14 protein-coding genes are annotated in these 19,658 nt (G+C 61.7%); all 14 read right to left on the reverse strand.

The features are described from left to right. Positions 1–83: 83 nt before the first annotated feature. Complete coding sequence (locus KI237_RS04355) at positions 84–380, reverse strand: DUF2845 domain-containing protein (RefSeq protein WP_212798945.1); 297 nt, start codon at positions 378–380, stop codon at positions 84–86. A gap of 1 nt (position 381) precedes the next feature. Beyond that, complete coding sequence (locus KI237_RS04360; protein ID WP_212798946.1) at positions 382–3,315, reverse strand: DUF748 domain-containing protein; 2,934 nt, start codon at positions 3,313–3,315, stop codon at positions 382–384. A 121-nt stretch (positions 3,316–3,436) separates the two neighbouring features. Beyond that, entirely contained in the window at positions 3,437–4,453 is a 1,017-nt protein-coding gene (locus KI237_RS04365; RefSeq protein ID WP_212798947.1) for a class I SAM-dependent rRNA methyltransferase, read from the reverse strand. A 140-nt stretch (positions 4,454–4,593) separates the two neighbouring features. Next, positions 4,594–6,531 carry an acetate--CoA ligase gene (acs, locus tag KI237_RS04370; RefSeq protein ID WP_212798948.1) on the reverse strand — a complete coding sequence of 646 codons (1,938 nt, stop codon included), beginning with the start codon at positions 6,529–6,531 and terminating at the stop codon, positions 4,594–4,596. A 204-nt stretch (positions 6,532–6,735) separates the two neighbouring features. Continuing rightward, on the reverse strand, positions 6,736–8,400 hold the full coding sequence (gene pgi, locus KI237_RS04375; protein WP_212798949.1) for a glucose-6-phosphate isomerase: 1,665 nt from the start codon (positions 8,398–8,400) through the stop codon (positions 6,736–6,738). Positions 8,401–8,768: 368 nt separating this feature from the next. After that, positions 8,769–9,629: a pantoate--beta-alanine ligase gene (gene panC / locus KI237_RS04380; protein ID WP_212798950.1), complete on the reverse strand. Its 861-nt coding sequence runs from the start codon at positions 9,627–9,629 to the stop codon at positions 8,769–8,771. Then, positions 9,626–10,426: a 3-methyl-2-oxobutanoate hydroxymethyltransferase gene (gene panB / locus KI237_RS04385; protein WP_212798951.1), complete on the reverse strand. Its 801-nt coding sequence runs from the start codon at positions 10,424–10,426 to the stop codon at positions 9,626–9,628. Before panB ends, panC begins: the two co-directional genes overlap by 4 nt. Positions 10,427–10,790: 364 nt before the next feature. Beyond that, positions 10,791–11,273, reverse strand: a complete 483-nt coding sequence (gene folK, locus KI237_RS04390; RefSeq protein ID WP_212798952.1) for a 2-amino-4-hydroxy-6-hydroxymethyldihydropteridine diphosphokinase — start codon at positions 11,271–11,273, stop codon at positions 10,791–10,793. 3 nt (positions 11,274–11,276) lie between these two features. After that, positions 11,277–12,674 carry a polynucleotide adenylyltransferase PcnB gene (locus KI237_RS04395; RefSeq protein ID WP_212798953.1) on the reverse strand — a complete coding sequence of 466 codons (1,398 nt, stop codon included), beginning with the start codon at positions 12,672–12,674 and terminating at the stop codon, positions 11,277–11,279. 714 nt (positions 12,675–13,388) lie between these two features. Beyond that, complete coding sequence (locus KI237_RS04400) at positions 13,389–14,822, reverse strand: sigma-54-dependent transcriptional regulator (RefSeq protein WP_212798954.1); 1,434 nt, start codon at positions 14,820–14,822, stop codon at positions 13,389–13,391. Between the two features lie 22 nt (positions 14,823–14,844). Beyond that, positions 14,845–17,799 carry a sensor histidine kinase gene (locus KI237_RS04405; protein ID WP_212798955.1) on the reverse strand — a complete coding sequence of 985 codons (2,955 nt, stop codon included), beginning with the start codon at positions 17,797–17,799 and terminating at the stop codon, positions 14,845–14,847. Further along, positions 17,783–17,959, reverse strand: coding sequence for a hypothetical protein (locus tag KI237_RS04410; protein ID WP_003176118.1), 177 nt, complete (start codon positions 17,957–17,959; stop codon positions 17,783–17,785). The genes KI237_RS04405 and KI237_RS04410 overlap by 17 nt, the downstream gene beginning before the upstream one ends. A gap of 77 nt (positions 17,960–18,036) precedes the next feature. Beyond that, the gene (gene gluQRS / locus KI237_RS04415) at positions 18,037–18,927 is read right to left on the reverse strand and encodes a tRNA glutamyl-Q(34) synthetase GluQRS (protein ID WP_212798956.1); all 891 of its coding nucleotides are present in this window, start codon (positions 18,925–18,927) and stop codon (positions 18,037–18,039) included. A 219-nt stretch (positions 18,928–19,146) separates the two neighbouring features. Beyond that, a complete protein-coding gene (dksA, locus tag KI237_RS04420; RefSeq protein ID WP_212798957.1) occupies positions 19,147–19,590 on the reverse strand; it encodes an RNA polymerase-binding protein DksA in 444 nt (147 codons plus the stop codon). Positions 19,591–19,658 lie beyond the last annotated feature (68 nt).

Consider the following 19,658-nt stretch of genomic DNA (forward strand, 5'->3'; position numbering starts at 1 on the left):
TTATCGCGAGCAAGCTCGCTCCCGCAGGGGCCGTGATGCGATCAAATGTGGGAGCGAGCTTGCTCGCGATGGCGGCGGTACATTCACCGCCCCCGCTTGCTGGTGATCTGCACCAGCCGATTACCCTCGAAACGCAGGTACTGATACATGCCACTGTTGGGGCCGTAGGTCCATTCTTCCACCGGGTACTCCTCCCGGCGATTGACACTGCGCTTGTAGCCCAGGTCATCCCGCGCCGCAGGCTGACCGCACTTTTGCAGCACTTCGCTGGAGCGGTCGCCGACGCTGATCAACTGGCTGCCGCAACGTAGCGTGTCGGCAGCCGAGGCCTGGCTGGCGGCCAGCAATAGACCCAGGCTGAGCCCCAACCAGGGTTTCATCTTATTCGGCATCCAGATGCATCGGGGTAATCACCCGGCCATCGCTTTCGGCCTGGCCGAGGCTGGCGTCGATGAAGTACACGCGGTCGTCGGCCAACTGCCCTTTGTCCACCAGGAAGTCCTTGATACTGCTGGCCCGTTCCTGCCCCAGTTGGCGCAACAGCACGTCACTGCCACTCCAGAACTTGATCACACCTTCACGCAGTTTCTCGATGCGTGCCTTTTTATCCAGTTGCGTCCATTCGGCCGGTGGCTGGGTCTTGAGGCGCGTACGGTAGATGCCTTCGAGCAGCGGCGGCTTTTCATCCTCGGGCACCTGTATCAGCGAGGCCTGGGCCGGTACTTTGTCACCCCGACGCTGGAGCATCTTGTAGTAGTTGTACTGGTATTCGCGCTCCAGGCGCTGGGCGGCGAGCAACGGACCGTCGCTGCTTTCGGCGGCGGTACCTTCGATCTCCAGGCGCAGCTCCGGACGTTTGCCAAGGGCCTCGGACAGTTTGAGCAGCGTGCCTTCGTTGTCCTTACTCAGGTCGCTGGAACCCGGCGCAAACGCCACGCTGCCCAGGTCCTCCGAGCCGCCACCGGCCACCAGCCCACCGATAAGCTTGAACGGCGCCTGGGCCGCTCGGACCACCAGGTTGCGCAGGGTCTGCCAGACGATTGGCATGACACTGAATTGTGGGTCGTTGAGGTCGCCGGAAACCGGCAGCTCGATGGAAATCTTGCCCTCGGAGTCCTTGAGCAAGGCGACGGCCAGTTTCAGCGGCAGGCTCACGGCGTCCGGGCTGTCGACTTTCTCCCCGAGTTGCAGTTGCTCGACCACCACCTTGTTCTCCGCTTGGAGCTTGCCCTGGGTGATCCGGTAATGCAGGTCGAGATTGAGCCGGCCCTTGCGGATGCGATAGCCGGCAAACTTGCCGGAGTAGGGGGTCAGGGTGGTCAACTCGACCCGTTTGAAACTGGTGGCGATGTCGAGGCTGGCCATTGGGTCGAAGGGGTTGACCGCACCCTTGATGGTGACCGGTGCATAGCGATCGACCTTGCCCTTGACGTCCACGCTGGCCGGTTTGGCCTGGCGGCTGTCGATGGTGCCGATCTCGCCGTTGAGCTGTTGGATGGCCGTGGCGAAATTGGGCGTCAGGCTGAAGTCGGCGAAGTTGGCCGAGCCGTCGTTAATGGCAATGCCGCCGATGTGAATACCCAGGGGTTTTTCCTGGTTGGCGGGTTTTGCCGCGGTTTTCTTCGTGCCGCTGTCGGCCGGCTGCGGGATTAGCAGGTCGTCGACGCTGGTGGTGCGGTCGTCGTTGATCATGAAGCGCGCGTAGGGCTGGAACAGGTTGACCTTGTCGATGGACAGGCTGTCACCGTGCTGATAACTGAGGCCTTCGAGGACCACGCTCTGCCACTTGAGGAAGTCGCGGGTCTTGAGGGTGTCGAGGGTGTGCAACTGATCGACTTGGGCGCGGCCGGTGACGGCAAATGCCAGCGGTTCGGTGCTTTTGAGGTCGACTGCCAGATCGGTGCCGAGCATCCCGGAGCGCAGCTCCAGGCGAATGAACGGGTTGATGTACGACTGGGCGACGCGCAGGTCGACATCCTGGGTCTTGACCTTGAGCTTGGCGGTGATCGGGTTCAGGTTGACCTCGCCGTCGGCGAGGATCTTGCCCTGCTTGCCGATCCCGGTGTCCAGCTTGAGGGTAAAGGGCGAGCCGTTGAGGGTGTCGTAGTTCTGCAGGTCAAGGTTCAGCGGGCCGACCTCCAGTGCCACGGCGGGCTGGGCCTGGCGGTCGGCCAGGTGCACCTGATAACCGCGCAGTTGCACGTCCTTCAATATCACCTGCCACGGTTTGCTGGGCGGTGCCGGTTCGGTTTTTGGTGAGTCGGCCGCCGCCGGGGCGGACGCCGGCTCAGCCTTGACCTGCGGTTTGGCCGGCTGGCTGGCGAAGAGTTTCTGCCAGTCCAGTTGCCCGTCCGCCTCGCGAGCGGCCCAGGTTTCCAGCTTCTGGCTGCGGATCTTGCCCACGATAACTTGCTGCTTGGCCAGGTCCACCGAGGTTTCACTCACGTCCAGGCGTTCGAGCTTCACCAGCGGACGGCCATCGGGCGCCTTGATGGCGAAGGGCGCGACGCTGACCGCTACGTTCTTGAGCAGCAGCTCAGTGCCCTTGGCCAGGTTGAGTGAGTAGTCGGTGCTGAGGTTCAAGACACCGTTTTCCAACACCAGCGGTACGGCGTCGCGCACATAGGGCCACCAGGCTTTCATCTGGCCGCCAGTGACTTTGAGCGTGCCTTGGGAGGCGATCGGCGTGAGGCTGAAATTACCGGTCCAGTCGATCTGTCCGCCCTGAGGGCCAGCAGCCACCAGGGTCATGTCGGCATTGTCGTCGGGCAGGGTGCTGAGGTTCTTCAGCTCGAAATCGAGGGTGTCGTAGAGAAACTCAATAGGCTCGCTGGGGCGCAGGTCCTGGAAATGCACATAGCCGCCGGCCAACTTGATGCGATCGACCCGCAGGGGGAACGGCTTGGCCTCGGGATTGGCGGGCGTCGGTTCGCTGGCCGGCAGCTTGAACAGGCCCAGCAGGTTCAACTGACCGTCCTTGGCGAACATCACTTCGGTCTTGGGCTTGTCCAGTTCGATGTCGACCAGGTGCAGGGCGCCGGACCACACGCTGTCGAGTTGCAAATTGGCATACAGCCGTTCGAAGCCGACTTGCTCTTTGCCCGGTTCGCCGATATTCAGGCCCCAGAGGGTGACTTCAAGGCTGAAGGGATTGAGTTCTATACGTTGGATCTGGGCCGGCACCGTCGCAAGCGCGGCCAATTGCTGGTTGGCGATGCGCAAGGCGATGCCCGGCAAGATCAGGAACCCCAACAGGCTGTAGAGGGCCAGTGCGGTCAACAGAGCGCCGATAGCGCGAATCAATCCTTTGGGCATGTGCGGCTTCATCTTGATGTGAATTCGGAATGCCTTGGAGTATGGCATGCGTTTACGGTTCCGAAGTCACTGTGATTTATGAGAGTTGTCCGGTTTTCTCGGTGAGAATTCCGACGCGGGCCTAGAGCTGGAGAATCAACGTCTTGAGCGGCGGCTGCTGGTCCAGGGAGGGGAAGTCGCTGCCGGGCGTCAGCACGCTCCACTCGCGCACCGGGCGACCGGCTTTTTCCGCACAACGCAACACCTGCTCGCGCCAGTCGTCCATGGGTACTTTTGCCAGGTTGTTGCAGCAGATCAGCACGCCATTGTCGGCGGTGGTGAGCAGCGCCGGTTTCAGCAGGCTTTGGTAGTCACGCAACAGGTCGACGGTACCGAACGCACTTTTGGCCCAGGCCGGTGGATCGAGCAGCACCAGGTCGTACTGGCGTTGCTCCAGGCGCACGTAGCTGGGCAGTTTCTGCCCGCGACGCTGGCTGATGGGCAGGCCGGCCAGCTGGCGAATCGCCGGGAAGTAGTCTGACTGCACGAATTCCATCGGCGGCAAACCGGGGTTGAGCAGGCCGTTTTCGCGGCCCACCGCCAGGTTGCCCTCGGCGAAGTCCAGGTTGCACACCTCCCGTGCGCCACCGGCCGCAGCGCTCAGGCCGACGCCGCAGGTGTAGGCGAACAGGTTCAGCACGCTTTTGTTGCGGCTGTGTTCCTTGACCCAGCCCCGGGCGTTGCGCAGGTCGAGGAACAGCAGTGGATCCTGGCCGGCATGGCGACCGCGGACGCGATAATTCAAGCCCCATTCATGCCCGACCAGATCTTGCAGGGCGGCTTCGTCAGCCTGATAGACGATGTCTTGGCGGTCGATGCGCGAATTGCCCCGGGCGCGATCGTTGTAGACCAAGAGAGTCTCCAGGCCCAGCTGTTCGTTGACGATGCCATGCAGTTGCAGCAGGTCGTCGCGCTCCAGCGATTGATGGAAACTCTGTACCAGCAGTTGCGGGCCATAGCGGTCGATGGTCAGGCCGGGTGCGCCTTCCTGGCTGCCATGGAACAGGCGATAGCAGTCGGTGCCTTGCTGGTGCAGTTGGCCGAGCAGCTCCTGGCGCTGGTCGAGGGCGGCGCGCAGCGCCAGATTCAAGGAAGACATGCCGGGCGCGCCTTAGAGAAATGAGGCGCGGGAGTTTAGCAGTTATGGCTGACGTGGTCCCTGTGGGAGCGAGCTTGCTCGCGATGGCGGTCTAGACTGACGGGGCTCCGTCGCGAGCAAGCTCGCTCCCACAGGAATCCTCAGCGGTTCAGGCGCTTCTCTATCAACCCTTCCACCACGCTTGGATCGGCCAGGGTCGAGGTGTCGCCGAGGCTGTCGAGTTCGTTGCAGGCGATCTTGCGCAGAATACGCCGCATGATCTTGCCCGAGCGGGTCTTGGGCAACGCCGGCGCCCACTGGATCAGTTCCGGCTTGGCGAAGCTGCCGATTTCCTTGCTGACGTGGGCCAGCAGTTCCTTCTTCAGTTCGTCATTGGCCTCCACACCGTTCATCGGCGTGACAAAGGCGTAGATGCCCTGGCCCTTGAGGTCGTGGGGATAGCCGACGACGGCCGCTTCGGCAATGTTGTCGTGCAGCACCAGGGCGCTTTCCACTTCGGCGGTGCCGATGCGATGCCCGGAGACGTTGATCACATCGTCGATGCGCCCGGTGATCCAGTAATCGCCGTCTTCGTCGCGGCGCGCGCCGTCGCCGGTGAAGTAATAGCCGGGGTAGGGTTTGAAGTAAGTGTCGACCATGCGTTGATGATCGCCGTAGACGCTGCGAATCTGCCCTGGCCAACTGGATTTGATCGCCAGTACGCCGCTGCCGGCGCCGCTGATTTCCTTGCCCACTTCATCCAGCAACACCGGTTGCACGCCGAACATCGGCCGGGTGGCGCAGCCTGGCTTGAGCCGTGGTGCACTCACCAACGGGCTGAGCATGATGCCGCCGGTTTCGGTCTGCCACCAGGTATCGACAATCGGGCAGCGTTGTTCGCCTACCGTGTTGAAATACCATTCCCACGCTTCCGGGTTGATCGGCTCACCGACGCTGCCGAGCAATCGCAGGCTTTTGCGGGACGTTTCCTGCAACGGTCCGGCACCTTCGCGCATCAGTGCGCGCAGGGCGGTCGGTGCGGTGTAGAAGATGTTGACCTGATGCTTGTCGATCACCTGCCAGAAACGCGAACTGCTCGGGTAGCTCGGCACGCCCTCGAAGATCAGCGTGGTGGCGCCATTGGCCAGTGGGCCGTAGACGATGTAGCTATGGCCGGTGACCCAGCCGACATCGGCGGTGCACCAGAACACTTCGTTGTCGCGATAATCGAGCACGTACTTGAACGTCATCGCCGCTTGCAGCAGATAGCCGCCCGTGGTGTGCAGCACGCCCTTGGGTTTGCCAGTGCTGCCGGAGGTGTAGAGGATGAACAACGGGTCTTCGGCGTCCATCGGTTCGGGTGGGCAGTCGTCGCTCATCTCGTGCATGGCCTGGTGGTACCACAGGTCGCGACCTTCGACCCAGCTCACCTCGCCTTGGGTGCGTTCGACCACCAACACGGTGCTGACATTCGGGCAGCTTTCCAGGGCCTTGTCGACGTTGCGCTTGAGTGGGATGAAACGCCCGCCGCGCACGCCTTCGTCCGCGGTGATCACGGTGCGGCAATCGGCATCGAGAATCCGGTCGCGCAGCGAGTCCGGCGAGAAACCACCGAACACCACCGAGTGCACCGCGCCGATGCGGGTGCAGGCGAGCATGGCGTAGGCGGCCTCGGGGATCATCGGCATGTAGATGCAGACCCGGTCGCCTTTTTTCACGCCACGGCTTTTCAGTACGTTGGCCAGGCGGCACACATGGTTGTGAAGTTTTTTGTAAGTGATTTGCGCCGATTCGGCGGGGGCATCGCCTTCCCAGATGATCGCGATCTGGTCGCCACGGCTGTCCAGGTGGCGGTCGATGCAATTGGCGCTGACGTTCAGCTTGCCGCCGGCGAACCAGGTCGCGTCGCCGTTCTTGAGGTCATAGCGCTGGACAGTTTGCCAGGGCGTCATCCAGTCGAGAAAACGCGTGGCCTGCTCGGCCCAGAAGGTGCTGGGGTGTTCGATGGATTCTTTATAAAGCCGCTGGTACTCGTCCTGACTCAGTTGCGCAGCCCGGCGGACGGCATCGGCTTGGGGGTACTGGCTGATATCGAACATGACGGTTCCTTATTCTTGTTTTTGCGACAAGTCATAAAGATGCGCCCAGTGAATATCGAGTTCAAGTCGTTCATGGAGGCCGTATGGGAGCGAGCTTGCTCGCGATAGCGATCTGACATCCGACAAAGAAGTTGTCTGTCCGGCCGCTATCGCGAGCAAGCTCGCTCCCACAGGGTTCAGCGCTGAGCTGTGGGAGCGGTACGATCAGCCGCGATGACGCCCGCGGAAGTAGTTGATCAGGCCCTGGGTCGAAGCATCGTCGGCCGGGCTTTCTTCGCTGCCTACCAGGCGGTTGTAGACACCCTTGCCCAGTTCCTTGCCCAGCTCCACGCCCCATTGGTCGAAGGCGTTGATGCCCCAGACCACGCTCTGCACGAACACCTTGTGTTCATACAGCGCCACCAGCGCGCCGAGGCGACGCGGGCTGATGCGTTCGACCACCAGGGTGTTGCTCGGACGGTTGCCCGGGATCACTTTGTGGGAGGCCAGTTTCTGCACCTCTTCTTCGCTGGCACCCTTGTCCCGCAGCTCGGCTTCGGCTTCGGCGCGGGTCTTGCCGAGCATCAGCGCCTGGCTCTGGGACAGGCAGTTGGCGTACAGCCACTGGTGATGATCGGAAACCGGGTTGAAGCTGACGATCGGCACGATGAAGTCGGCCGGGATCAACTGGGTGCCCTGGTGCAGCAACTGGTGGTAGGCGTGCTGGCCGTTGCAGCCGACGCCGCCCCAGATGACCGGGCCCGTGTCGGTCGACACCGGTGTACCGTCCTGGCGCACGCTCTTGCCGTTGGATTCCATGTCCAATTGCTGCAAATGCTTGGTGATGTTGCGCAGGTAGTGGTCGTACGGCAGGATCGCATGGCTCTGCGCACCCCAGAAGTTGCCGTACCACACGCCCAGCAGTGCCAGCAGCACCGGCATGTTCTGCTCGAACGGAGCGCTCTGGAAATGCTGGTCCATGGAATAGGCACCGGAGAGCAATTCCTTGAAGTTCGACATGCCGATGGCCAGGGCGATCGGCAGGCCGATGGCCGACCACAGCGAGTAACGCCCGCCGACCCAGTCCCACATCGGGAAGATGTTTTCTTCGCGGATGCCGAAGGCCACGGCGGCGGCGTTGTTGCTCGACACGGCGATGAAGTGGCGATACAGCTCCGCTTCGGAGCCACCCTGGGCCAGGTACCAGGCGCGGGCGGCCTGGGCGTTCTTCAGGGTTTCGAGGGTGTTGAAGGATTTCGACGAGACGATGAACAGCGTGGTCTCGGCACGCAGCTTCATGGTCAGTTCATGGAACTCACTGCCGTCGATGTTCGCCAGGTAGTGGCAACGCACGCCCTTGTGGGTGTAGGACAGCAGTGCTTCGGACACCAGTTGCGGGCCGAGGAACGAGCCACCGATGCCGATGTTCACCACGTCCGTGATCGGCTTCTCGGTGTAGCCGCGCCACAGGCCGTCGTGAATGCGACCTACCAGGTCGGTGATCTGGTTCAGCACTTTGTGCACGTCGGGCATCACGTTGACGCCGTTGACCAGCAACTTGTCGCCCACTGGCCGACGCAGGGCGGTGTGCAGGGCAGGGCGGTTTTCCGAGGCGTTGACGATTTCGCCTTCGAACAGCGCCTTGATCGCACCCTTGAGGTCGACTTCGTTGGCCAGGCCAACCAGCAGGTCGCGGGTCTGGGCGTTGATCAGGTTTTTCGAGTAGTCGAGAAACAGGCCGCAGCTCGACAAGGTGAATTGGTTGAAACGCTGTGGATCGGCATTGAACGCTTCGCGCATGCTGAAATCCTGCATGGCTTTGCGGTGGTCATTCAGCGCTTGCCAGGCGGGCAGAGCGGTCACGTCATGAGGGGTTCGGTAATACGCCATCGCTGCGGGTTTCCTTTTTACTTGAACGACCTTTTGTACACTAAAAATTCCGGCGCGACATGGGACGGGCGTCCGGACCCTGCATCGACATGATCGCCGGACGCAGGGCGACTACAGTAAACCTCGCGTTGCGATCTGTCTCGGCTTTGTCAGACAGTTTCCCGGTACTTTTTTATACAACTGGGGCGGGAAAGGTCCGACAAACGGAAACGCAGTGGATGTCGATGATCAACTGTGAAAGCAAGCCTTGTGGGAGCAAAGCTTGCTCGCGACGACGCCGTCACATTCAACACTTGGATCGACTGCCAGATCGCTATCGCGAGCAAGCTTTGCTCTCACAGGTCTTCTCTTACTGGGTTTGCGCAGGTTCAGGCGGGCGTGTCGAGGTCCAGGTGCAGGTTGTCGATCAGGCGCGTGGTGCCCAAAAATGCAGCCACCAGAATCACCAGGTCGCGGTCCTCGCTCAGTGCCGGGCGCAGGGTCTTGGCGTGGCGGATTTCCAGGTAATCGGGGCGCAGGCCGGCAGCTTCAAGTTGCTTGAGCTGCTCATCGATCAGCGCCGGGAAATCTCGTCGACCCTGTGTGATCGCCTCGGCAATCTGGCTCAGGCCGCGATAGACCACCGGCGCGACGGCGCGCTGCTCAGGGCTGAGGAAGCCATTGCGTGACGACAGCGCCAGGCCGTCCTCGGCGCGAACGGTCGGTTCGCCGATGATCTGGATCGGCATGTTCAGGTCATGGACCAGTGCCCGAATCACTGCCAGTTGCTGGAAATCTTTCTGGCCAAACACCGCCAGGTCGGGCTGGACCATGTTGAACAGTTTGCTGACCACCGTCGCCACACCCTCGAAATGCCCTGGACGGCTGGCGCCGCACAAACCTTCGGACAATTGTGGGACGCTGACCCGGGTCTGTCCGGCCATGCCGTCGGGGTACATCTCTTCGACGCTGGGAGCGAACAACAGATGGCAGCCGGCCTGGAGCAGTTTCTCCTGGTCGGCTGCCAGCGTGCGGGGGTATTTGTCCAGGTCTTCGCCGGCACCGAATTGCAGTGGGTTGACGAAAATGCTCGCCACCACGAAGTCGGCCCGCTGCGTGGCTTTGTTGACCAGCGCCACGTGACCACTGTGCAGGTTGCCCATGGTCGGCACGAAGGCGATGCGTTTGCCTTCGCCGCGGGCCCGGGCCACGGCGGCCCGCAGTTCGCGTACGGTTTTGACGGTGTTCATGCAGAAAACCCGTGTTCGGCGCCCGGGAAGGTCGCGGCCTTGACCTCCGCGACATAGGCACTCAGGGCGCCCTGGATAGACGTTTGCCCTGCCATGAAGTTCTTCACGAACTTGGGCACGCGACCGGTGATCGACAGCCCTAGCATGTCGTGCAGCACCAGTACCTGGCCATCGGTGGCGTGGCCGGCGCCGATTCCGATCACCGGGATCTTCACCGCCTGGGTGATTTCTTCCGCCAGCTCGCTGGGCACGCATTCGAGCAGCAACATCGCCGCGCCTGCCTGCTCCAGTGCAATCGCATCGGCGCGCATCTGCCGCGCCTGGTTCTCATTGCGGCCCTGGACTTTATAGCCACCGAGGATGTTCACCGCTTGTGGGGTCAGGCCCAGGTGCGCGCACACCGGGATTCCCCGCTCGGCCAGCAGTCGAATCGAATCGGCCAGCCACAACGCGCCTTCAACCTTGACCATGTGGGCGCCGGCCTGCATCAGCATGGCGCTGTTAGTCATGGTTTGTTCGAGGGTGGCGTAGGCCATGAATGGCAGGTCGGCGAGAATCAGTGCGTCGGTGTTACCGCGTTTGACGGCGGCCACATGGTAGGCCATCTCGGCGGTGGTCACCGGCAGCGTGCTGTCGTGACCTTGCAGCACCATGCCGAGGGAATCGCCCACCAGCAACACTTCGACACCGGCTTCATTGCAGGCGTGGGCGAAAGTTGCGTCATAGCAGGTCAGCATGGCGATTTTCTCGCCTTTTTGCTTGAGGCCTTGCAGCGTGGTCAGGGTAATAGCTGGCATGAAAAAGTCCTCATTAGGCGCTCTTGAGCTACTGCGAGTAACGCGCATGAATCGTCATCTATACAGGCGCACCCTCTATGTGTGGTGCTTGTAAGGCCTGGATTGCGCCCTTTAAACGCCGCATTGGCGGCAACGGGACGCCTATAGTCGTGAGGAGCACTCGGGAAGTCAATTGGATGTGTTACCGCCGGGTGTTACCGGGGTTACTGATGCGTTTCAGCGTGAAGGCGTGTTTCGGATCTGACTGCCGGGTACCGGATCCTGTAGGAGCGAGCTTGCTCGCGATGGCGGTGTGTCAGTGCCGGGTGTATTGGCTGACAGATTGCTATCGCGAGCAAGCTCGCTCCCACAAGGGGATGATTTGTCAGTTGGGTAGGCGTTCGAGGCCGACAAACGGGCATGCCGCGAGCAAGTCCCGGAGCAAGCGTCCATCGGCCAGGCGCAGATCGGCGGGCGCCAACTCGGCCAGTGGGTAGAGCACGAAGGCCCGGGCCTGCATGTGGTAATGGGGGACCTTGAGGCGAGGTTCATCGATCAGGCGATCGCCGAACAGCAGGATATCCAGATCCAAGGTGCGCGGGCCCCAGCGTTCCAGGCGTTCGCGACCTTGTCCGGTTTCGATGGCTTGCAGCGCATCGAGCAGGTCCAGCGGTGCCAGGCGGCTGTCGAGCGCCGCCACTGCATTGGTGTAGGGCGGCTGGCCGGGCAGCAGGGAATCGCTTTGATAAAACGCCGAGACCCCCATCAGCTGAGTGTCGGGCAATTGCGCCAGCGCCTGGATGGCACTGCGCAATTGTTCGGCGGGTTCGGCCAGGTTGCTGCCCATACCGATGTAGATGCGTTCCATTGATTACTCGCCCGATGCGCTCGGTGCACCGGCACGCTTGCGCTTGGCACCGCTGCTGCGACGGCGCTTGCGCGGGCCGCTGGCGCCGTCATCCTTGCTGCTGAGCTCGCGAATCATGTCGCGCCGCTCGCTGTCATTGGCGTCCTGGTAGTCGGTCCACCATTCACCCAGGCCATCGGTCTGCTCGCCCGCGCTTTCACGCAGCAACAGGAAGTCGTAGCCGGCGCGGAAACGCGGGTTGTCCAGCAGCAGGTCGGCACGCTTGCCGCTGCGCCGTGGCAGGCGTTCCTGCATGTCCCAGATCTCGCGGATCGGCATCGTGAAGCGCTTTGGAATGGCGATGCGCTGGCACTGTTCGGCGATCAACTCATGGGCAGCTTCCTGCATCGCCGGGATCGGCGGCATGCCTCGGTCTTGCAGGCGCAACACCCGGGCCGGCAGGGCGGGCCAGAGCAACGCGGCGAACAGGAACGCAGGTGTCACCGGCTTGTTCTGCTTGATGCGCAGGTCGGTGTTGATCAGTGCTTCGCTGATCAAGGTGTGGGTGTAGGTCGGGTTGTGCTCCAGGGCTTCGGCGCTGGCGGGGAACAGCGGATCGAACAGCTGCAGGTCCACGAGCATCTCGAAGGTGTCTGCGGCGTGGCCCGACAGGAACAGCTTGAGCACTTCCTCGAACAGGCGCGCCGAGGGGATTTCCCGCAGCATCGGCGCCAGTTCGCGAATCGGCACAGCGCTGTGTTTTTCGATGCCGAAATCCAGCTTGGCGGCGAAGCGCACGGCCCGCAGCATTCGCACCGGGTCTTCCTGGTAGCGCTGCTTGGGGTCGCCAATCAGGCGGATCAGGCGATTGCGAATATCGTGTACGCCGTTGGCGTAATCAAGGATGCGTTCGCTGACCGGATCGTAATACAGGGCGTTGATGGTGAAGTCGCGGCGTTGCGCGTCTTCTTCCAGCGTGCCGTAGACGTTATCGCGCAGGATGCGCCCGCTCTCGTTGCGGGAAGACTGGTTGCTGTCTTCCTCTTCATCGTTTTGCGGGTGATTGGCGCGGAAGGTTGCCACTTCGATGATTTCGCGACCGAAGTGGATGTGGACCAGCTTGAAGCGCCGGCCAATGATCCGCGCATTGCGAAATTCGGCCCGTATCTGTTCCGGCGTGGCGCTGGTGGCGACGTCGAAATCCTTGGGGGTGATGTTGAGCAGCATGTCGCGCACGCAGCCACCGACCAGGTAAGCCTGGTAGCCGGCGTTCTGCAAACGTTCGACGATGTTCACCGCATAACGGCTGAACTGGGCCTTTTGCAGCGAATGCTGGCCGCTGTTGAGCACTTCAGGCGTGCTGCGAATGTGTTGCGTACGACGCAAGGGAGAACGGAATGACTGGAACAGCTTCTTCAGCATGGGATGCACTGTTTGAAGGAATATTCGGCCAAAAACGAAGAATGACCGCATGATGGGCCGAGATTCTAGCATTTAGTCGAGGGATGGTGTAGGACGGAGCAGTTTAGAGCTGCAAGCTTGCGCGACAAGCCTTGTAGGCTGCGGGGAGGCGGAACGACAGAAACCACAAGGGGAGCCGAAGCTCCCCCAGAATTAGTTACGTGCTCTTTTTTATTATTGGTTTCGGGCTTCTTGTTTTTGTTGAGTGCCCGCGTCACTAGGTTTTCCCTTCGTGACCCTCCCAATCGGGAGCCAAGAGCAAACGGATTGCTTTGGTCGCTGTGTTGCAATGATCAATCGATCCAACCAGTTCAGGCACCTGTCTTGAGACAGTTTTTATTGTTCTCGGCCTGGTTGTGGGGCAAGCCCCAAATACAACGCCTCTCCAAAAGAATCAGTTAGCTACGCCTCTCGCCGTCTTGTTTTTATTGTGCGTGAGTCGATTCGTCTTATTTTTATTGTCTTTTGCATTGCTTGTTATTGTTCTTGTACCAAAGCTATAGCAGGGTGCGTGCCAACTTTTGCGAGACCCAGCGAAACCGGGGGTTCTAGGGTTATAACCATTTTTTCGGGGCGAAAAAAAGCCGGGGTTTCGTTACCGTAAACCCCGGCTTCTGTTACGTGAAAAAGCTGAGGTAACAGTTTTTTCACATTCAGCGGTGTTACCCCCACACCTCAGCTTTCGCTGGTCGCCCCGGTCTTGCGCCGTGGAATTCCCAGGCGCTGGCGACGTTCCCACAGGCACTTGCGGCTTACGCCCAGTTTGCGTGCCAGTTCGGTCTCGGTCATGTGGTCCTGGTGCTCCAGGACGAAGTGCTGGAAGTAGTCTTCCAGGGACAGGTCTTCGGTGGGCTCGTGGCTGGTGGTGTTGGCAGGGCCGCCCTGTTGTGGGGCCAGGCCGATGAACTCTTCGTCGTCCAGGTCGCTCAGTTCGATGTCGATGCCCAGCAGGTCGGCCGAGATTTCCGGGCTCTCGCACAGGATCACCGCCCGCTCGACCGCGTTTTCCAGTTCGCGAACGTTACCCGGCCAGGCGTAATGACGAATGGCCTGTTCGGCGTCCGGGGCGAACTTGAGATCGGTGCGGTTGACCCGCGCGCTCTGGCGAGCCAGGAATGCCTGGGCGATTTCATTGACGTCCGCGCCACGCTCGCGCAGGGCGGGCAGCTTCAAGGCGATCACGTGCAAGCGGTAATACAAGTCTTCGCGGAACTGGCCGATCTTCGCCAGGCTCTTGAGGTCACGGTGGGTGGCCGCGATCAGGCGGACATCGACCTTTTGCGACTGCACCGAGCCGACCCGGCGGATTTCGCCTTCCTGAAGCACCCGCAGCAACCGCGCCTGGGCTTCCAACGGCAGCTCGCCGATTTCATCGAGGAACAACGTGCCGCCGTCCGCCGCTTCCACCAGCCCGGCGCGTCCTGCGCTGGCGCCGGTGAACGCACCCTTCTCGTGACCGAACAGTTCGGACTCGATCAGGCTCTCCGGAATCGCCGCGCAGTTCACCGAGATCATCGGCGCCTTGGCCCGGCGTGACAGGTTGTGCAGGGCACGGGCTACCAGCTCCTTGCCGGTGCCGGACTCGCCCTGGATCAGGACATTGGAGTCGGTTGGCGCCACTTTGCGGATCTTGCTGTACAGGTCCTGCATGGGCGGGCAGGAACCGATGATGCCGATCTCGCCATTATTGTTGCTGGCGCCGGCTTTCGCCGAGGCACTGGCCTTGCCAACGGGCTCCGCAGGGTTGCTGGTCGCCGCTTGTCGGTCACGCAGGATGCGGGCCACGGCCTGGAGCATCTCGTCGTGGTCGAACGGCTTGGCGATGTAGTCCACCGCGCCCATTTTCATGGAGTCGACCGCCGAGCGCAGGCTCGCGTAGCTGGTCATGATCAGCACCGGCGTGCCCTGGCCGAGCTTGATCAGCTCGGTACCCGGGGCGCCAGGCAGGCGCAGGTCGCTGACGATCAGGTCGAACGTGGGGATGCTGAAACGTTCTTGTGCTTCCTGCACTGAACCGGCTTCGCTGACCTGGTACTGGTTGCGTTCCAGCAGGCGGCGCAAGGCGGAGCGGATAATTGTTTCGTCTTCGACGATCAAAATGTGCGGCATTGATTCGATTCTCTCGACGGTCTCAGTTCACAGCGGACGTCGCTTCGACATGACGCGGCAAGGTCACCCGGATACGGGTGCCGCGTTGGCTTTGTACATCGGCCGGGCTGTCGATGGTGATTTGTCCATAATGCTCTTCAACGATGGAATAGACCAGTGCGAGGCCCAGACCGGTGCCTTCGCCAGGATCCTTGGTGGTGAAGAAGGGTTCGAACAATCGGTCCATGATGTTCTGTGGGATACCGCTGCCTTCGTCTTCGACGATCAGGTCGACCGTGTGTTCGAAGGCTTCACTCTTGACCCGCACCGCGCTGCCGGCCGGTGAGGCGTCCCGCGCGTTGGATAGCAGGTTGATCAGCACCTGGGCGAGCCGCTGGGGGTCGCCATCGACCCAGTGGTCCGGATCGCACAGGTTGAAGAATTGCACTTCGAAATTGCGCCGGTTGAGCGCCAGCAGACCAATGGCATCCTGGGCCACTTCGGCCAGACAGACGGGCTCGTCATTGTGCTGGTGACCGCCGGCATGGGCGAAGCTCATCAGCGACTGGACGATGCGTGACACGCGCTTGGTCTGTTCGAGGATCTGGCCGCTGATTTCCGTCAGCTCGCCGTCGTCCTCGCGCTCTTCGCGCAGGTTCTGCGCCAGGCAGGCGATGCCGGTAATCGGGTTGCCGATTTCGTGGGCCACCCCAGCGGCCAACCGGCCGATGCTGGCCAGTCGTTCGGAGTGGACCAGCTTGTCTTCGAGCATCTGGGTATCGGTGAGGTCTTCGACCAGCAGCACCAAGCCGCTGTTACCCGGAGCCAACGGCTCGTCGATCGCCGCCTTGTGCAGGTTCAGCCAACGGGTCTGGCCGTCGAGGGCCAGGTGCTGCTTGTGCAAGTGTTCGTCCGGCAGGTCGATGAAGCCTTGCAACAAGCCTTTCCATGGGTCGCCCAGGGTGCTCAGGCGGGAACCGACCACGCGCTGGGCAGCGATCCCGGTGAGCTCTTCCATGGCCTTGTTCCACATCAGGATTTCCTGGTCCTTGGCCAGGGAACACACGCCCATCGGCAGTTCCTGCAGGGTCTGGCGATGGTAACGGCGCAAGGCGTCCAGTTCGGCGGCCAGGCCCGTGAGGCGCGAATGGTAATCCTCGAGGCGGCTTTCGATGAAGTGGATGTCTTCGGTGACGTAGTTCTCGCCGCCGGCCTTGTAGGGCAGGAACGTCTCGACCATGTCCTGGGCCACGCTGGGGCCCATCAGGCCGGAGAGGTTGGCCTCGATCCGGTCCCGCAGGCGACGCAAGGCATACGGGCGACGTTCATCGAAGGGCAGGTAAAGGTCGCGCAGGGCCTGTTCGACTTCCTTTTGCGCGGCCTTGGCGCCCAAGGGCTTGGCCAGTTGCGTGGCGAACTCCTGGGGCGAGGCGGCGTGCAGTTCGCGCCGCTGCGGGCGGCGGACATTGTCCACCGCGCAAGCTTCGGCGGCGCTGGCTTCTTCGCTGCTGGCGTTGGTGAACAGCGAGATCAGGGTGAACATCAGCACGTTCGCCGCCAGGGAGGCGATGGCCGCCATATGCCAACTGGTGTCGTCGAGCACGTAGATCATGTTCAGCAGCGGAATATAGAAACCCTGCAGGTTGCCCATCAGCGGCAACAGCATCGCCACCAGCCAGACCAGGATCCCCGCCAGCAGGCCGGCGATGAAGCCGCGACGGTTGGCGGTTGGCCAATACAGCACCGACAACACGCCGGGCAGGAATTGCAACGTGGCGACAAAGGCGACAATGCCCAGGTTGGCCAGGTCCTGTCCCTCACCCAGCATCAGGTAAAAACCGTAGCCGGCCATGATGATCGCGACGATCAGCGCCCGCCGTGTCCATTTCAGCCAGCGGTAGATATTGCCTTCGGCCGGTGGCTGGTAGAGCGGCAGCACCAGGTGGTTGAGAGCCATGCCCGACAATGCCAGCGTGGTGACGATGATCAGGCCGCTGGCCGCCGACAGGCCGCCGACATACGCCAGCAACGCCAGGGCCTTGCTGTTGGCGGCGATGCCGATGCCCAGGGTGAAATATTCCGGATTGGTACTGGCGCCCAGCTTCAAGCCGGCCCAGAGGATCAGCGGTACCGCCAGGCTCATCAGCAGCAGGAACAGCGGCAGGCCCCAACTGGCGCTGACCAGCGAGCGCGGGTTGAGGTTTTCGGTAAAGGTCATGTGGTACATGTGCGGCATGACGATGGCCGATGCGAAGAACACCAGCAACAGCGTGCGCCATGGGCCTTCCTGCAAGGGTGTGTGCAGGGCGGCGAGGGCGGTCTGGTTCTGCAACAACCAGAGCTCAAGTTGTTGCGGGCCATCGAATACGCCGTACAAGGCATAGAGACCGACGCCGCCTATGGCGATCAGCTTGATCACCGATTCGAAAGCGATGGCGAACACCAGGCCTTCGTGCTTTTCCCGCGTGGCAATGTGCCGGGAACCGAAGAAAATCGTGAACAGGATGATCAGTACGCAGAAGCTCAGCGCCACCCGGTGCTGCACCGGCTCGCGGGTCAGGATGCTGATGGAGTCGGCCACGGCCTGGATCTGCAGGGCCAGCAGCGGCAGGACCCCGACCAGCATGAAGATCGTGGTCAGCGCGCCGGCCCAGGTGCTGCGAAAACGAAAGGCGAACAGGTCGGCCAGCGACGACAGTTGGTAGGTGCGGGTGATTTTCAGGATCGGGTAGAGCAACACCGGCGCCAGCAGGAATGCGCCCGATACCCCGAGGTAACTGGAGAGAAAACCATAGCCGTACTGGTAGGCCAGCCCGACCGTGCCATAGAACGCCCATGCGCTGGCATAGACCCCCAGCGACAGCGTATAGGTCAGCGGGTGGCGGATGATCGCCCGGGGGATCATGCCTCGTTCGCTGATCCAGGCCACGCTGAACAGCACTGCCAGGTAGGCGGCGCTGATCAGGATCATCTGGGTCAGGCTAAAGCTCATCGGCATCTTTTTGGCTCTGCAGGATGAAGGTCACGACAATCAGGATCAGCCAGAGCAGATACGGCCGATACCAGGCACCCGTGGCATCGATCCACCAATCCATGATGGCCGGGGAGAACAGATAAATCCCCACTACCAGGAGCAGGACCAAGCGATAGATATACATCCCGGCCTCTCTAATTTATGCGCGTGCCCGAAAACGTGCGGCGATGGTAACGGATGGGCGCCAAGCTGCAAGGGCCGTCAACGTATTTGCGCTTCGGGCAGGTTCAGTGTGCGCGGGATCTTGCCTGCATCCCAGTGGCGAATGCCCCACGCCAGCAGTTCCCGTGGGCTGGCATCGACCATTTCGCGGCCCGGCTGCTGGCCCAGCGCGCGCAACGCCCGTAACAGCAATGGCGTGGCCTGATCGGCTGCCAGGGGCGGTGAGCGGTAGGATTTACCGAGCTTGTGCCCGTCGGGCTGGGTGATCAGCGGCACGTGCAGGTAACGCGGTTGCGGCAACCCCAGCAGTTCTTGCAGGTAGAGCTGGCGCGGCGTGGAGTCCAGCAGGTCGGCGCCGCGTACGATATCGGTCACCCCTTGCCAGGCATCGTCCAGGACCACGGCCAATTGATAGGCGTAGAGCCCGTCGCGGCGGCGGATCACGAAGTCGCCGACCTCACGGCCCAGGTGCTGGCGGAACTCGCCCTGGACCCGGTCGGTGAAGTGGTACTCAAGCTCGGGGACGCGCAGGCGGATGGCGGCGTCCTCGGTACCGTGCCCGGCATTGCGGCACAGGCCCGGATAAATGCCCTGGTACGCTTCCAGTTGCTTGCGCGAACAGGTGCAGGCGTAGGCCAGGCCTTGGCTGAACAGCCGATGGATGACCTGGTCGTAGGCGTCATGGCGCTCGCTCTGGCAGACCATTTCGCCATCCCATTCGAACCCGTATCTTTCCAGTGCCCTGAGAATCGCCGCTTGCGCCCCCGGTTCCTCCCGGGGCGGGTCGAGGTCTTCCATGCGCAGCAACCAGCGCCCGCCCGCGGCCCGGGCGTCCAGGTATGACGCCAGGGCGGCGACCAGCGAGCCGAAATGCAAGTGGCCGCTGGGAGTGGGGGCGAAGCGGCCGATGTAGGGGGTGGTGGCGGTCATAGGGCGAGTTTTGCTGAGTCTGAGCGGTAGGAATACAAATCTTGATGCCGAAGCATATCCCTTGTGGGAGCGAGCTTGCTCGCGATAGCGGTGTCGGTCACATCAATGCGGGCTGATCCACCGCTATCGCGAGCAAGCTCGCTCCCACAGGGATATTGAAAGTATCGGAAACAAAAAACGGAGCGTATGAACGCTCCGTTTTCTTGACAGCCCGGGCGATTACTTGCCGACCTGTTTTTCCTTGATTTCCGCCAGGGTCTTGCAGTCGACACACATGTCGGCAGTCGGACGGGCTTCGAGCCGCTTGACGCCGATCTCGACGCCACAGGACTCGCACCAACCGTATTCTTCGTCTTCGATCAGTTGCAGGGTCTTGTCGATTTTCTTGATGAGCTTGCGCTCGCGATCACGGGCGCGCAGCTCAAGGCTGAACTCTTCTTCCTGACTGGCACGGTCGGCCGGGTCGGGGAAGTTGGCCGCTTCGTCTTTCATGTGATCCACGGTGCGGTCGACTTCCTGCATCAAGTCCTGTTTCCACTTGTTCAGGATCTTGGTGAAGTGCGCGCGCATGGGGGCGCCCATGTACTCTTCGCCCGCTTTCGGGACGTAAGGCTCAAACCCGCTGAGCGACTGATTTTGATTTTGCTTTGCTTGGGTGGGCATGAATGGACCGCCTCTACTCTTGTAATCCACTACGCAGGATTGCTCCATCACCGACACCTGCCGGCCCT

Source organism: Pseudomonas sp. St316, assembly GCF_018325905.1.
In the GTDB taxonomy this organism is placed as follows: domain Bacteria; phylum Pseudomonadota; class Gammaproteobacteria; order Pseudomonadales; family Pseudomonadaceae; genus Aquipseudomonas.